Origin of the sequence: Ochrobactrum quorumnocens (genome assembly GCF_002278035.1) — a bacterium.
Taxonomy (GTDB): Bacteria; Pseudomonadota; Alphaproteobacteria; order Rhizobiales; family Rhizobiaceae; genus Brucella; species Brucella quorumnocens.
Genome location: NZ_CP022604.1, coordinates 566,496 through 580,848, shown reverse-complemented (window position 1 = coordinate 580,848; position 14,353 = coordinate 566,496). Strand labels below are relative to the sequence as shown.

The window sequence follows — 14,353 nt, the reverse complement described above, 5'->3', positions numbered from 1 at the left end:
CATAGCTTATCGATTGGGAGTATTGGATATATGCAGCAAGCAAGCTACGTCCACGGTGCGAACGAAACAGCTCTCATCGGCGACACCATCGGCAACCACCTCGACCTGATAGCAGAGAAATACCCCAATCATCCGGCAGTTGTGGTTCGTCACCAGAATATCCGACTGACCTATGCCGAATTGAAGAGCCGTACCGATGCACTGGCCGAAGGATTGCTTGCCATCGGCCTTCAACCCGGCGAGCGCATCGGTATCTGGTCACCCAACAATTTGGAATGGCTGTTCACGCAGTTTGCCAGTGCGAAGGCCGGTCTCATTCTGGTCAATATCAATCCGGCCTATCGCGCACATGAACTCAAGCATGTTCTGGCAAAGGTGGAATGTGCAGCGCTTATCCTCGCGCCTTCGCTCAAAACCAGCGACTACATTGAAATCCTGCGCTCCATCGTTCCAGAGGTTGACGATGCTCGACCAGGATATCTGAGCGCGGAACAACTACCGGCTCTGCGTTGTGTTATTCGCCTAGGCGAGGAACGAACGTCTGGTATGTTTAATTTCGATAAAGTCGCAATCTCCGGCAACACTACCACGATTAAACAGCGACTACAGCTTGCAGACGAGCTGCAATTTGACGATCCCATCAATATCCAGTTCACCAGTGGCACCACAGGCAGCCCAAAAGGTGCGACGCTCACTCATCACAACATCCTCAATAATGGTTTCTTCGTTGGCGAGGCGATGCGGCTCAGTGAACAGGACCGGCTGTGTATTCCGGTTCCTTTCTATCACTGCTTCGGCATGGTTCTGGGCAATCTGGCCTGTGTGACGCACGGCGCGTGTATGGTGATCCCCAATGACAGCTTCGATCCGCTGCTGACACTGCAAACAGTCGAAGACGAGAAATGTACCGGCCTGCATGGGGTGCCGACCATGTTCATTTCGATGCTCGACCATCCGGAATTTGCGCGTTTTGATCTCACCAGTCTGCGCACTGGCATCATGGCTGGTTCGCCGTGCCCGATTGAAATCATGCGCCGGGGGGTCAGCGAAATGCATCAAAGCGAAATCACGATTGCCTATGGCATGACCGAAACAAGCCCGGTCAGTTTTCAGAGTGCAACGACCGACCCGCTGGAAAAGCGCGTATCGACAGTGGGTCGCATCCATCCGCATCTTGAAGTGAAGATCATCAATGTAGATGGCACGATCGCACCACGCGGCGAGAAAGGCGAATTGCTGACCCGCGGTTATAGTGTCATGCGCGGCTACTGGGCCGACGCAGCCGCGTCTGCCGAGGCAATTGATGATGCGGGATGGATGCATACAGGTGATCTCGCGACCATTGATGCGGAAGGTTATTGCAACATTGTCGGGCGCATTAAGGATCTCATTATTCGCGGAGATGAAAATATCTACCCGCGGGAGATTGAAGAGTTTCTATTCACCCATCCGGCCATCAGCGATGCCCAGGTTTTCGGTGTTCCAGACAATAAGTTCGGTGAGATAATTTGCGTTTGGGTCAAACTACATCGAGACCATGAACTCGGTGAAGAAGAACTGCTGGCATTCTGCAAGCAGCGCATCTCACATTACAAAATCCCGGCGCATGTCCGTTTCGTAGACGAGTTTCCGATGACTGTAACAGGCAAGATTCAGAAATTCGTCATGCGGCAAGTGATGATAAAGGAGCTTGAACTCGAAGAGATCAGAACAGCCTAATCTCCCGATGAAAGTGGTCTCACTTTTGGCTCGAATGCTTTATACCAAAGTTCATTGAGTAAGACTCATCGGACTTTGGTTAAGCCCGTGTGGCGATTGAACATTTTCAAGGCGTGATGCGTCAGCATCTTGAGCCGCCTTGGTATTAACGTGCTGGATAGCCATTCTTATGCGCTGGAATAGCCTTGAGATATGCTGCAATTGCGGCACGATCCGCATCCGTCAAATGCGCCATGTTGGCCACTACATCTGCCATTGAACCACCAAGCGAATCAAAATCCGGTGTGAAGCCGCTTTGCAATGCATAAGCAATATCATTCTCACCCCATTCACCAATGCCGCCTTCACCAGACGTTATATTGGGAACGATACCCTTGCGGCCGTCGCCACCTGTTTCAGCCGACAGGGCACCGGCCATCCACTGTTTATTATCAAGCCCGCCAATGACATTGCGCGGCGTATGGCACTCGCCGCAATGGCCAAGAGCTTCCGTCAAATATTGCCCACGCTTCACCTGATCGGATGCGCTTGCAAGTTCGACGACAGGTTTGTCCGAAAGATAGAGCTGTTTCCAAAGCCCCAATCCACGACGGATCGTGAAGGGAAAGTCGAGCTTATGCGGCGCTGCCACATTATCAGAAACAGGCAGGGCCTTCATGTAAGCAAAGAGGTCCGCAACGTCCTGCGGCTGCATCTTTGCGTAAGATGTATAAGGGAAAGACGGATAGAGGTGCTCCCCTGCCCGCCCTGTGCCTTTCAACATTGCATTTGCAAAGTCATGCAGGGTCCAGTTACCGATCCCCTGCTCTGAAGGAGAAATATTGGGCGCAATGAATGTGCCAAAATCAGAAACCAGCTCATGCCCACCCGCAAGCACCTTGCGGTCATCACCCGATGCGCCGGGCGCAGCATGGCAGGAAGCACAGCCCCCTGCCCAGAACACCTGCTCACCTTTTGTTGCATCACCCGGCTGCATGGATGCGATTACCGACTGGTCCACCGTCTGAGGCGTTGTCAGCACCCAGAAGGTAGCAGCACCCATGATGACTATAGCGCCTGCGGCATATGCGAGTTTACGGACCATGGTTTTCTGAATTAATTCTTCTTCACGCGATAAGCTTGATGGCATGAACCGCAATTGGCAGCGACTTGCTGGAACGCTGGTTTCAACGCATCAAGATCCTGTGGCTTTGCGGCAAGCGCAGCAGCGGCATCTGAGCGGAACTTTTCGACATGCTTGACGAAATCTTCCTTGTTTTCCCAAATCTTGGGTGAAGCTTCTGTGTCCCCTTGATCGGAACCAGCGGGGAACAGCGTGTCGACGTCTAGTTTCTTTGCGTCAGCATCAAGTTTCTCAAGTGCAGCCAAAGCCGCAGCAGCATCGAAAGGCTTCTCACCTTTGACCATCGGTGCAAGCTGTCCAACTGAACGCCCCATATCCTTCATGATCGCCTGGCGGTCGGCAATCACATCGGCATGAGCCACACCAGCGGCCAAAGTCGCAACTGAACTGACAACAAGGAAAAATGAACGCATGCGATCCTCCGCATCTAAAAACTGAACAAAATTCGCCTCTTGGTACAAATATCCGATACAATCGTCACCTTTGCAACAAAGGCACCGAATAAATTCCAACAATCAAAAGTAACATGATGAACTTATATCGATTATTACAGATAATTCACGAGAACGTGAAAAACATGATAAAAATACTATTGTTTAACAGTTTCGATATTCTGCCGTACCCACAATTTAAACAGGCATAATTCTTGATTTTAATAATCATGTTTTCGATTATTCATAAATTCTGAAAAAGAAAAACCCCGCTTTCGCGGGGCTTTCCATATCTCATACTGACGCGGCAGATTATGCCTTTTCGTACAGCTCAAGCACGTAATCCCAGTTGATGAGGCTATCGACAAAAGCTTCAAGATACTTCGGACGCGCATTACGGTAGTCGATGTAATAGGAATGCTCCCATACGTCGACGCCAAGAATTGGTGTTGCGCCGTGAACGAGTGGGCTTTCACCGTTTGCAGTCTTCGAGATTTCGAGCTTGCCATTCTTGACCGAAAGCCATGCCCAGCCCGAACCGAACTGACCAACACCGGCAGCAATGAAGTCTTCGCGGAACTTGTCGTAGCCGCCAAGATCAGATTCAATCGCCTTTTCCAGCTTGCCTGGCAGCTTCTTGCCGCCGCCGTCCTTCTTCAGCCACTTCCAGAAATGGAGATGGTTGTAGTGCTGGCCAGCATTGTTGAAGAGCGCCTGGTTCTTGCCAAAGCTTTCCTTGACGATTTCTTCGAGGCTCTTGCCTTCAAGACCTGAACCTTCAAGCAGTTTATTACCGTTGGTAACGTAAGCCTGATGGTGTTTGTCGTGGTGGAATTCGAGCGTTTCGCGCGACATGAACGGGGCAAGTGCGTCATAATCGTACGGAAGGGCGGGCAGTTCAAAAGCCATTGGAACTCTCCTCTTTGTCTTTCAGCTTGCGGCGGGCAGAGCGGATACATACCCGAAAACTTGCGTGCGCAACTTACATAGGCCGCAACGCTTCGGGCGGCAATGGCGCATATTCTAAATTTGCTGCTCAACGCAATGAATTTTTATTGAAATTGCATAAGGATAAGGTCCACTTTACTTTTTTTAAGATTGATGCACGAAAGGAGAAAATCGGTGTCTTATAGTTCCTATGTTTTCGACGCTTATGGCACATTGTTTGATGTGCACTCAGCCGTGCGTAAACATGAGGATAAAGCAGGACCTGATGGACGTTTATTCTCGGAACTTTGGCGCGCCAAGCAACTGGAATATTCGTGGATTTTAAGCCTGATGGGAGCCTACAAAGATTTCTGGACACTGACGGAACACGCTCTGGATTTTGCTTTTGCAAGATACCCTTCCGTAGACCCGACCCTTCGCACCGATCTTCTTGATGCTTACTGGAAACTCGATTGCTATCCTGAAGTGCCAGCAGCACTCAAAAACCTCAAGAGCCGCGGCGCGCGGTTAGCCATTCTCTCCAATGGCTCTCCAGCCATGTTGGAGGCTGCGGTTAAATCAGCGGCGCTTGATGCCCTGCTCGACGATGTGATCTCTGTAGACACTGTGCAGCGCTACAAAACCGCACCTGCGGTCTATGAACTGGTTACTACGCAGTGGCGGCTTTACCCGTCTGCAATTTCGTTTCAATCTTCCAATAGATGGGATGTTGCAGGGGCCGCGCGATTCGGCATGCGCTCGGTCTGGATCAATCGATCCAACCAGCCCGACGAATACAAGCAGTATCCGCCCACTTTGATTTTGCCGAGCCTTCAGCTCCTTGATTGAATCTCACTAAAACTTGAACGGGCAACTTTGTGCAACAACCGTCTGTTGTGACCAAAATTGTGTCGCAACGGCAACACGAGGCCTATCCCGGGCTTTTAGCCACGTTTAGGCCTTATTACGAACGGCTGGTAGCCATAATTATGGGGCGTTTTGCTCCCACAAATCGCCGAACAATAGCGTTTGGCATCCCTATAACACCGCAACTTGTGATCAAAACAACGGGTTGGTCGCACTTCATTAACCCTAACCGTTGTATCTGTAGCTCCTCCCGTCACTAATCTGGTTTTCATATGCACACCACCCTTACCCGCCGTTCTTTTCTTACGGCCATGACAGCAACAGCGGCGGCCGGCCTCGCCGGTTGTGCTCAGTTGGGGCAGAATGTTCCAATTGTCGATGTGGATGCTTCAGGCAATCCTATTAACAGGACCCCGCAGGCGAATGTAGACGCCTCGTACGGCAGCTGGGCATCAATGTATGCCGCAGTGGAAGACAATGGCTATCAGCTGCCTGCTATTCCGATCCAGAAAATGGATAAGCGCTATTTGCGTCAGGTCGTTCAGGATCCGACAGGCGAAATGCCGGGAACGATCGTTGTCGATACCACCAATCGCTTCCTCTATCTGGTACTGGGCAATGGCCAGGCAATGCGTTACGGCGTCGGCATTGGTCGCGACGGCTTTGCATGGTCGGGCCGCGCCGTTATTCAGTACAAGCGCGAATGGCCACGTTGGACACCACCGGATGAGATGGTCGCCCGTCAGCCGGAACTCGAGCCATATAGCTCACGCAATGGCGGCATGGCCCCAGGTCTCAAAAACCCGCTCGGTGCACGCGCTCTTTACATCTTCAAGGATGGCAAGGACACGATTTATCGTCTGCACGGCAATCCTGAATGGTGGTCGATTGGTAAAGCCGTTTCTTCGGGCTGCGTACGCTTGATGAACCAGGACATCATCGACCTTTATAATCGCGTACCAGCTAAGTCGCCTATTTTGGTTATGTAATCTGGAACTCGCGAAATGCATTAAAAAAGCCCTGGATTTCCGGGGCTTTTTTCATTTCAAACCAGCATAAATCAGCGCTTGAAACTACCCAGAATACCGCGAACCAGCGCACGGCCGAGTGAGTTGCTGACCGAGCGAACCACAGACTTCATTGCTGTTTCGGCAACGGTCTGACGCCCTGAACGGCGGCCAGTTCCGAGTGCGGTTCCCACCAGATCACCAAGAATGCTGCCACCTTGCCCGGATTCTTCTTCCTTGGCTTTCTGCTGTGCCACAGCTGCGGCCTGTGCCTTTCTGGCCAGCATTTCAAATGCTGAATCGCGATCGACGGTCTGATCGTACTGACCAGAAACAGGGCTCGCTGCTATAATCTTTGCGCGCTCTTCTGGCGTCAACGGACCAATCTGCGACGATGGCGGGCGGATCAACGTGCGCTGCACCATTGAAGGTACACCCTTGGCCTGCAATGTTGAAATCAGTGCTTCACCGGTCGAAAGATTGGTGATTGCCTCAAAAGTCTTGAAATCAGGATTTGGACGGAACGTATCGGCTGCCGTCTTCACTGCATTTGTTTCGCGCGGCGTATAGGCACGCAGCGCGTGCTGCACACGATTACCAAGCTGGGCAAGAACAGTTTCCGGCACATCAAGCGGGTTCTGCGTCACGAAATAAACGCCGACGCCCTTAGAGCGGATCAGACGCACCACTTGCTCCACACGATCGACCAGCGCCTTTGGCGCTTCATCAAACAGCAAATGCGCTTCATCGAAGAAGAATACGAGCTTCGGCTTGTCCGGATCGCCGACTTCCGGCAGTTCCTCGAACAATTCCGACATAAGCCACAACAAGAATGTCGAATAAAGACGTGGGCTCATCATCAGCTTATCAGCCGCAAGCACGCTTATCACGCCACGTCCGTCGGTCGTGGTGCGCATCAGATCAGCAATGCGCAGCGCCGGTTCGCCGAAGAACTTGGAACCGCCCTGCTGATCAAGCACAAGCAATGAACGCTGGATTGCACCGACAGACGCCTTGTTGACGTTGCCGTATTTTGCAGAGAGTTCAGCGGAGCGCTCTGCCATTTCTGTAAGCATTGCCTGCAGATCTTTCAAATCCAGCAGAAGCAGGCCTTCTTCGTCAGCGAGACGGAAAGCAACATTAAGCACGCCTTCCTGCGCATCCGTGAGGTTCATCAGGCGCGAAAGCAGCAGTGGTCCCATTTCGGAAATGGTCGCGCGAACCGGATGGCCCTGCTCACCGAAAATATCCCAGAAAATAACCGGAGAAGCCCGCATTTCATAAGGGTCAAGGTGAATCTCTGTTGCGCGCTTGGTCAGGTTATCATTAACGATACCTTTCGCCGCGATCCCCGAAAGATCACCCTTGATGTCGGCGCAAAAAACCGGAACACCGACTGCTGAAAAGCTCTCAGCCAGAACCTGCAATGTCACCGTCTTACCGGTACCCGTTGCACCGGTTACAAGCCCGTGCCTGTTCCCGTATTTCAGTGCCAGATATTCCGGCTGCTGGTAGGAATCATCTGGTTTGCGGCTTGCACCAAGGAAAATTGCATCGTCGGCGGTCATTAGGCAGGTCGCTCCGTAAAAGGTTTGCTTCCTTTACGATATACTAGCACCACCGTCGCGCAACAACGATAAAGCCGAATTCTGGCTTGGATACTTTATTTGCCGTCATAGGAATGCAGAAATTTCCCAATATTTTGAATTAGGAAAGCTTGCAAAGCGCTAACGAGAATGCATATTACGTAAACGTAAGAAATTTGGGAGACTCTCATGGATGAACTGATCGCGCGCATCACCTCGAATGTCGGCATCGATGCGGCAACAGCACAGAAAGCTGTTGGCATGATTTTGGCGTTTCTGCAGAAGGAAGGGCCAGCTGACAAAGTACAGCAGCTGCTCGCAGCATTTCCGGGTGCCGATGAAGCCATTTCACAAGTGAAGGGTGGTGGTCTGCTTTCCGGACTTATGGGTGGCGTGATGGGCCTTGGTACTCAGTTGATGGGTGCAGGTCTTGGCATGGGTGAAATCTCTGGCGTTGCCAAAGAAACCATCCGCTTTGCCAAGGAAAAGGCTGGCGACGAACCCGTCGATGCAGTGGTCGGCTCGATCCCAGGCCTCGGACAGTTTATCTGAGTTCACATTAACAAGAAAAGCCCCGGAGAACCGGGGCTTTTCTTATGCTTCTTTTATAACTTTCACGCCAACATGCTGCGCCCGTCCAGCACCCCAGCCATTGATTGCAGCGCCCACGCCCAGCAGTGCGAAGAAGATACCACAAGCTTCGAAACTGCCTGTAGCACCGTGGATCATTCCCACGACCAGTGGCCCGATGGAGGCCAGCGTATAACCTACGCATTGCGCCATGCCTGAGAGGTGCGCGGCTGTATGGGAATCTGGCGAACGCAGCACAATCACCATCATCGCAGCGGCAATCAGACCGCCCTGCCCAATTCCTTGAATGGCTGCAAGTATCCAGAAACTCCATTGCGGCAGATAAAGAAAGCCTATCAGCGGAAGGGCCGCGCTGATGCAAAGCACTGCATTGAGCAGGCTTTGGCTTTTCTGTCGAACAGCAATCGACGGGATAGCAAGACAGGTAACGACCTGCACCATGATTGAGAACGAGACCAGGCCTCCGGCTGCGGTCGCGCTCAAGCCCTGCTCGCGTAAGATCGGAGCAAGCCAGCCGAAAACCACGTAGGCCATGGAGGATTGCAACCCCATAAAGAGTGTGACCTGCCAGGCAAGCTTATCTTTCCACAGCCCGATGACTTTAAATCCGGAATGCGCAACATTGTGCTTTGCCCGCAGCGCCTGCGGCAACCACAGAGCAAGCACGAGAGCTGCCGGAATAGCCCAGAAGGCCAGCGCCAAGTTCCATGAACCGCCGAGCATATGTTCAATCGGAATGGTAAAGCCCGCAGCTGCAGCAGCGCCACCACACAGCGCCATCGTATAAAAGCCAGTCATAATCGCAGCCGTTTTCGGGAAGTCACGCTTCACCACGCCGGGCAGCAAAACATTGCCGGTCGCAATAGCAGCGCCAGCTAATATTGCGCCAATATAGAGGGAAGCCGAATTGCCGATGCCGCGGATTGCGGTGCCTATGGTCAAAACAATCAGCACAAAAAGCAATACACGCTCAGCACCGAACCGCTGTGCGAGACGAGGTGCAAAAGGTGCAAATACACCGAGACAGACAACCGGCAAGGTCGTCAAAAGACCTGCAGCAGTTGCCGACATGCCGGTGGCTTCTATGATTTCGGGCAGAAGGACGGAAACACTTGAAAAGACAGGGCGCAAGTTAGCTGCAATCAGCACGAGGCTCAGACCAAGCAGCACACGCAAAGCAGGACTTGGCAGGCGCTGTGCGGCAGGCTGCGGCACACTATCGGCTTCCGCATCGACAAATGGCTCTGCATGTTGCGCCAGTTCTTCCTCCGTCACGGGACGCGACGGAACTTCATTTGTGTGGCTCATGATGCCAACAGCCTTTCAAGTTCTTCAATCAGAGGCGTCATAAATCGACGCACCGCAGCGCCCGCCAAATCGGGATTGCCGGTTGCTATGGCTTCTATAATGGCGCGATGTTCTTCATGACCTGGTTCCGGCAACTCTCCGTCGAGTGTGGCTTCTATCGATTCCCGGATGGACTGGGAAAAGAACGCATAGACCGCAACCAGCGCGCTATTGCCCGATGCTGCAACAATGGCTTCATGAAAGGCAAAATCCCGCAAAACAAAATCGGTTCTGTTCTCGTCAGCGCGTTTATTGCGCTGCTCCAGCTTCAGTTCAAGATGGCGGATCGTTTCCGATGTTGCGCGTTGCGCGGCAAGACGCGCCGCTTCAACTTCAAGGGCAGCCCGCGTTTCAAAACGATCACGCAGACTGGTATGGCGAATGCGATCAAAGCTGCGGCTCGTGTCGGATGCGGATAACACATAGGTTCCAGACCCCTGTCGTGTTTCCAGCATGCCTTGAGCGACCAGCGCTCGCACAGCTTCACGTACAGTTCCACGGCTGACACCAAGTCTGGCAGAGAGGCTCGCTTCATTGGGCAATTGCTCGCCCACGCGCCAATTGCCGGCTGTAATTTCAGACCGAATGGATTGCTCGGCTGCTTCCGCCAGGCTTTTTCTCGATAATGCTTCCATAATTCACCAAAGTCATCAGATGATTTGATCATTTATATGTCACAATCTCTCATGTCAATGTGGATTACATGGGCGCATAACGCGTATCCCGAAAACCGTTTCACACTTTTCGCGATGCGCCCAATCTGCTTTAACCGTGCTTGCCGCATTCCGTTAACAATTATCGCGCAATGTAGCAGGCTAAAATTGAGACTGTTTGACCGGGTGCCGCATGATTACGCTTTACTGCCTTAACGGAGATCATCTCGAAAGCGTCGAGGTGGAACCGGGGAACCCCTTGCCCGACAATGTCATATGGATCGACCTGCTCGCGCCGGGCGTCAATGAAGATCACATCGTCGAAGCATGGACAGGCATCTCCATTCCTACACGCGAAGATATGACGGAAATTGAAGAATCGAGCCGCTTCTACATGGAAAGCGGTGCACAATATCTGACCGTTCCGATTCTACATGCTGTTGATCTCGATCACCGCGAACTGGCGCCGGTCACCTTCATCCTGCACGGCTCGCGGCTCGTCACCGTGCGTTACGCGAATCCCAAATCCGTCAGCATCTACATTGCGCGCGCAATAAAGCCAGGTAACGGATTGATCCCGGCCAAGTGCTCTGGCCTGTCCATCATGCTGGGCATTATCGAGGCCACCACCAATAGGCTCGCGGATATTCTGGAAGGTGTGGCTGGTAAGATCGATGCAGCTTCGCATTCCATCTATCGCCGCCAGCCGAAGGCGAGACCAATGACGACTGAGGATTTCCGGCACATCCTCACACAGATCGGTGGACAAGGAACATTCCTGTCCAGAATGCGTGAAAGCCTGGCTGGTGTCAGCCGCATGCTGGTTTATCTTTCTGCGATCAACAGTCCTGTCGCCACCAAGAAAGACACCCGATCATGGATCAAGTCGCTCGAACGCGACGCGCAATCACTCGTCGCTTACGTGGACTTTTTATCCAATAAGGTCACATTCCTACTCGATACAATTGTTGGACTCATCTCCGTCGAGCAGAACGCCATCATCAAGATTTTCTCCGTTGCGGCTGTGGGCTTCATGCCGCCGACACTGGTTGCGTCCATTTACGGCATGAACTTCTCTTTCATGCCGGAATTGAATTCGCCGTGGGGATATCCAATGGCGCTTGGCCTGATGGTTGCCTCTGCCCTGCTTCCGCTTTTCTATTTCCGCAGGAAGGGGTGGTTGTAGTTCAACCACTAACAGCCACGATCTCCCACTCCTTGCCGTTGATCATGACGACGTCACCTACCGGTTTACCAAAAAGCATGATGGCGACCGGGGCCATGTGAGATATTTTACCCTTGGCCGGATCAGCTTCGTCTTCGCCGACGATGGTCCATGTGCGGGCCGTTCCGTCGAGATCTTCGAGTTCGACCGTCATTCCAAAACGCACAACGTTGCTATCGCGCTCCGACACGGACAGCTCAGCCGTTTCGCGGCGCGCTGTCCAGTAGCGTAAATCGCGTGAAAGACGCGCAATTGTGGAGCGTTCTCCCGCGACATTGGCCTCAGCCAATTCGCGGTGCAGCCGCGCAAGTTCGTCCTCAATCAGCTTCATGCCATCCGGCGTGACGAGATTACGATGCGGGCTAATGGGACGCTCACCGAGATCAGTCGGAGCGTCATCCTGTTCCTTGGTAAAAGCTCTGCTCATCTCTCAAATGTATGCAGAGCGGACAATACGCGCAAGCCCGCAACCTTATTCGCGGACGTTTCCATTGCCACAAACTCTGACCTTCATTTGTCAGAGTTTTTATTGATTGATCAGTCAATCAAATATAAAATAGAGATCAAAGGCCTCAAAACGGAACAACGATTATGCCCAAGATCGGGATGGAACCTTTACGGCGGCGCGAACTGATCGATGCTGCCATCCGCACAATCGGCCAGCGCGGTTCACTGGACGTAACTGTTGCGCAGATTGCTCATGAAGCAGGTGTATCGCCTGCGCTCGCGCATCATTATTTTGGCGGCAAGGACAAACTCATCCTCGCCACCATGCGTCATCTGCTTCGCGAGCTTGGAAGTGACTTGAACGCCGCAATGAAGCTTGCTGAAACCCCACAAGAACGCATTGCAGCGATTATTGCGGTGAACTTTTCCGCTTCGCAGTTCGCACAGGAAACGATTGCCGCCTGGCTGACCTTCTATGTCCACGCGCAGCAGTCGGAAGACACCAAACGGCTCTTACGCATTTATGCGCGCCGCCTGCATTCAAATTTCGTCTTTGCACTTGAACAACTGACCAGCCGCGACCGTGCAAATCGCATTGCCGAAGGTGCAGGTGCGCTGATTGACGGACTTTATATCCGGCATGCGTTGGGTGCCGACGCACCAAATGCAGCATCTGCGATCGCTCTCGTGGAAGATTACATTGCCGTTCAGCTGTCGGTGGAGAAATGAGCATGGAAGCGGACTTCGTTATCATCGGCTCCGGCTCTGCCGGTTCAGCTATGGCCTACCGCCTCTCCGAAGACGGCAGACATTCGGTTATCGTGATCGAATTTGGCGGACCGGACATCGGACCGCTGATCCAGATGCCTGCCGCCCTCTCCTTCCCCATGAATATGGAAACGTACGACTGGGGGTTTTCTACCGAACCTGAACCACATATTGGTGGACGCAGCCTGGTCACGCCGCGTGGCAAAGTGGTTGGCGGCTCCTCTTCGATCAACGGCATGGTTTACGTGCGTGGTCATGCCCGCGATTACGACCATTGGTCAGAAAGTGGCGCGCGGGGCTGGTCCTATGCCGATGTGTTGCCCTATTTCAAGCGGATGGAAAATTCGCATGGCGGACAAGACGGATGGCGCGGTACGGATGGTCCGTTGCATATTCAGCGTGGCAGACGCGATAATCCACTATTCAAGGCCTTTGTGGATGCGGGACATCAAGCGGGTTTTGAAGTCACGGAAGACTATAATGGCCAAAAGCAGGAAGGCTTCGGCCCGATGGAGCAGACGATCCATAATGGACGCCGCTGGTCTGCGGCTAATGCCTATCTGAAACCGGCTTTAAAGCGCCCGAATGTCAAACTCGTCAAAGGCCTCGCACGCAAGATCGTGCTTGAGGGCAAACGCGCCGTGGGCGTCGAAATCGAAGCAGGTCGCACCTTCTCAACCATTCGTGCACGACGCGAAGTCATTATAGCGGCTTCGTCTATCAACTCACCAAAGCTTCTGATGCTGTCGGGCATTGGCCCTGCGGTGCAGCTGAAAGAGCATGGAATTGATGTAGTGGCAGACCGCCCCGGTGTAGGCCAAAATCTGCAAGATCATCTTGAAGTCTATATCCAGCAGGAATGCACGCAGCCCATCACGCTCTACTCCAAGCTCAACCTTTTCTCGAAAGCGATGATCGGCGCGCAATGGCTGTTCTTCAAATCAGGAGATGGCGCCACCAACCATTTTGAATCTGCCGCTTTCGTGCGCTCGAAAGCAGGGGTGGAATATCCCGATATTCAATATCACTTCCTCCCAGTCGCCATTCGTTATGACGGCAAGGCAGCAGCAGAGTCTCACGGATTTCAGGCACATGTCGGGCCAATGCGATCCAAATCGCGCGGCAGTGTGACGCTTCGCTCGGCCAACCCACGAGACAAGCCACGGATTCAGTTCAACTATATGTCGCACGAGGATGACTGGGCAGACTTCCGCCATTGCGTGCGGCTAACCCGAGAAATATTCGGCCAGAATGCCTTCGCGCCCTTTAGTGGCGCCGAAATTCAGCCCGGCGCAAATGTGCAATCGGATGATGAGATCGACAACTTCCTCCGCGAACATGTGGAAAGTGCATTCCATCCTTGCGGAACCTGTAAGATGGGTGCAGTTGACGATCCGATGGCCGTCGTTGACCCTGAATGTCGTGTTATCGGCATTGATGGCCTGCGTGTTGCAGATTCGTCTATTTTCCCGCGTATAACCAACGGCAATCTCAATGGGCCGTCGATTATGACCGGTGAAAAGGCTTCCGATCACATTCTTGGCCGCACGCCCCTAGCACGCTCCAATCAGGAACCCTGGATTAACCCACGTTGGCAAGTTTCCGATCGTTAAAGCGACTCTGTTGAAGCCGGATTACCGAAGCTACTCTAACTATTTGTTT

Annotated in this window: 14 protein-coding genes; 7 read left to right on the top strand and 7 right to left on the bottom strand. The window is 52.8% G+C overall.

Features of this window, described 5'->3' with window-relative positions; genetic code table 11:
- Positions 1-30: 30 nt before the first annotated feature.
- On the top strand, positions 31-1,719 hold the full coding sequence (locus tag CES85_RS12235; protein ID WP_095446243.1) for an AMP-binding protein: 1,689 nt from the start codon (positions 31-33) through the stop codon (positions 1,717-1,719).
- 145 nt (positions 1,720-1,864) lie between these two features.
- On the opposite strand, the gene CES85_RS12230 is transcribed toward CES85_RS12235, so the two are convergent.
- The 3 genes from CES85_RS12230 to CES85_RS12220 form a co-directional block, all read right to left on the bottom strand.
- The gene (locus tag CES85_RS12230; RefSeq protein ID WP_095446242.1) at positions 1,865-2,803 is read right to left on the bottom strand and encodes a cytochrome c; all 939 of its coding nucleotides are present in this window, start codon (positions 2,801-2,803) and stop codon (positions 1,865-1,867) included.
- A gap of 11 nt (positions 2,804-2,814) precedes the next feature.
- Positions 2,815-3,255 (bottom strand): c-type cytochrome, encoded by a 441-nt coding sequence (locus tag CES85_RS12225; RefSeq protein ID WP_095446241.1) that lies wholly within the window; start codon positions 3,253-3,255, stop codon positions 2,815-2,817.
- 330 nt (positions 3,256-3,585) lie between these two features.
- Positions 3,586-4,182 (bottom strand): superoxide dismutase, encoded by a 597-nt coding sequence (locus tag CES85_RS12220; protein ID WP_095446240.1) that lies wholly within the window; start codon positions 4,180-4,182, stop codon positions 3,586-3,588.
- Between the two features lie 213 nt (positions 4,183-4,395).
- Here CES85_RS12220 and CES85_RS12210 point away from each other — a divergent pair, with 213 nt between their 5' ends.
- On the top strand, positions 4,396-5,049 hold the full coding sequence (locus CES85_RS12210; protein ID WP_095446238.1) for a haloacid dehalogenase type II: 654 nt from the start codon (positions 4,396-4,398) through the stop codon (positions 5,047-5,049).
- Between the two features lie 290 nt (positions 5,050-5,339).
- On the top strand, positions 5,340-6,056 hold the full coding sequence (locus CES85_RS12205; protein WP_095446237.1) for a L,D-transpeptidase: 717 nt from the start codon (positions 5,340-5,342) through the stop codon (positions 6,054-6,056).
- A gap of 71 nt (positions 6,057-6,127) precedes the next feature.
- On the opposite strand, the gene CES85_RS12200 is transcribed toward CES85_RS12205, so the two are convergent.
- Positions 6,128-7,642 carry a helicase HerA-like C-terminal domain-containing protein gene (locus CES85_RS12200; RefSeq protein ID WP_095446236.1) on the bottom strand — a complete coding sequence of 505 codons (1,515 nt, stop codon included), beginning with the start codon at positions 7,640-7,642 and terminating at the stop codon, positions 6,128-6,130.
- Positions 7,643-7,849: 207 nt separating this feature from the next.
- Between CES85_RS12200 and CES85_RS12195 the strand changes: the two genes are divergently transcribed.
- Complete coding sequence (locus CES85_RS12195; protein ID WP_095446235.1) at positions 7,850-8,212, top strand: hypothetical protein; 363 nt, start codon at positions 7,850-7,852, stop codon at positions 8,210-8,212.
- Positions 8,213-8,254: 42 nt separating this feature from the next.
- Here CES85_RS12195 and CES85_RS12190 read toward each other — a convergent pair whose 3' ends face one another.
- Both CES85_RS12190 and CES85_RS12185 read right to left on the bottom strand, forming a co-directional pair.
- Positions 8,255-9,559: a CynX/NimT family MFS transporter gene (locus tag CES85_RS12190; protein WP_095446234.1), complete on the bottom strand. Its 1,305-nt coding sequence runs from the start codon at positions 9,557-9,559 to the stop codon at positions 8,255-8,257.
- Positions 9,556-10,233, bottom strand: a complete 678-nt coding sequence (locus CES85_RS12185) for a FadR/GntR family transcriptional regulator (protein WP_095446233.1) — start codon at positions 10,231-10,233, stop codon at positions 9,556-9,558. The genes CES85_RS12190 and CES85_RS12185 overlap by 4 nt, the downstream gene beginning before the upstream one ends.
- A gap of 211 nt (positions 10,234-10,444) precedes the next feature.
- Between CES85_RS12185 and CES85_RS12180 the strand changes: the two genes are divergently transcribed.
- Entirely contained in the window at positions 10,445-11,437 is a 993-nt protein-coding gene (locus tag CES85_RS12180) for a magnesium transporter CorA family protein (protein WP_024897243.1), read from the top strand.
- 1 nt (position 11,438) lies between these two features.
- On the opposite strand, the gene CES85_RS12175 is transcribed toward CES85_RS12180, so the two are convergent.
- The gene (locus CES85_RS12175) at positions 11,439-11,903 is read right to left on the bottom strand and encodes a GreA/GreB family elongation factor (RefSeq protein ID WP_095446232.1); all 465 of its coding nucleotides are present in this window, start codon (positions 11,901-11,903) and stop codon (positions 11,439-11,441) included.
- 164 nt (positions 11,904-12,067) lie between these two features.
- Between CES85_RS12175 and betI the strand changes: the two genes are divergently transcribed.
- Both betI and betA read left to right on the top strand, forming a co-directional pair.
- Entirely contained in the window at positions 12,068-12,652 is a 585-nt protein-coding gene (betI, locus tag CES85_RS12170) for a transcriptional regulator BetI (protein ID WP_095446231.1), read from the top strand.
- 2 nt (positions 12,653-12,654) lie between these two features.
- A complete protein-coding gene (betA, locus tag CES85_RS12165) occupies positions 12,655-14,304 on the top strand; it encodes a choline dehydrogenase (protein ID WP_095446230.1) in 1,650 nt (549 codons plus the stop codon).
- Positions 14,305-14,353 lie beyond the last annotated feature (49 nt).

Excerpts from the sequence above, each read along its gene's own strand:
- CES85_RS12205 (WP_095446237.1), top strand. The coding sequence starts at position 5,340 with ATGCACACCACCCTTACCCGCCGTTCTTTTCTTACGGCCATGACAGCA.
- betI (WP_095446231.1), top strand. The coding sequence starts at position 12,068 with ATGCCCAAGATCGGGATGGAACCTTTACGGCGGCGCGAACTGATCGAT.
- CES85_RS12230 (WP_095446242.1), bottom strand. The coding sequence starts at position 2,803 with ATGGTCCGTAAACTCGCATATGCCGCAGGCGCTATAGTCATCATGGGT.
- CES85_RS12175 (WP_095446232.1), bottom strand. The coding sequence starts at position 11,903 with ATGAGCAGAGCTTTTACCAAGGAACAGGATGACGCTCCGACTGATCTC.
- CES85_RS12190 (WP_095446234.1), bottom strand. The coding sequence starts at position 9,559 with ATGAGCCACACAAATGAAGTTCCGTCGCGTCCCGTGACGGAGGAAGAA.
- CES85_RS12225 (WP_095446241.1), bottom strand. The coding sequence starts at position 3,255 with ATGCGTTCATTTTTCCTTGTTGTCAGTTCAGTTGCGACTTTGGCCGCT.
- CES85_RS12220 (WP_095446240.1), bottom strand. The coding sequence starts at position 4,182 with ATGGCTTTTGAACTGCCCGCCCTTCCGTACGATTATGACGCACTTGCC.
- CES85_RS12200 (WP_095446236.1), bottom strand. The coding sequence starts at position 7,642 with ATGACCGCCGACGATGCAATTTTCCTTGGTGCAAGCCGCAAACCAGAT.
- CES85_RS12180 (WP_024897243.1), top strand. The coding sequence starts at position 10,445 with ATGATTACGCTTTACTGCCTTAACGGAGATCATCTCGAAAGCGTCGAG.
- betA (WP_095446230.1), top strand. The coding sequence starts at position 12,655 with ATGGAAGCGGACTTCGTTATCATCGGCTCCGGCTCTGCCGGTTCAGCT.
- CES85_RS12185 (WP_095446233.1), bottom strand. The coding sequence starts at position 10,233 with ATGGAAGCATTATCGAGAAAAAGCCTGGCGGAAGCAGCCGAGCAATCC.
- CES85_RS12195 (WP_095446235.1), top strand. The coding sequence starts at position 7,850 with ATGGATGAACTGATCGCGCGCATCACCTCGAATGTCGGCATCGATGCG.
- CES85_RS12235 (WP_095446243.1), top strand. The coding sequence starts at position 31 with ATGCAGCAAGCAAGCTACGTCCACGGTGCGAACGAAACAGCTCTCATC.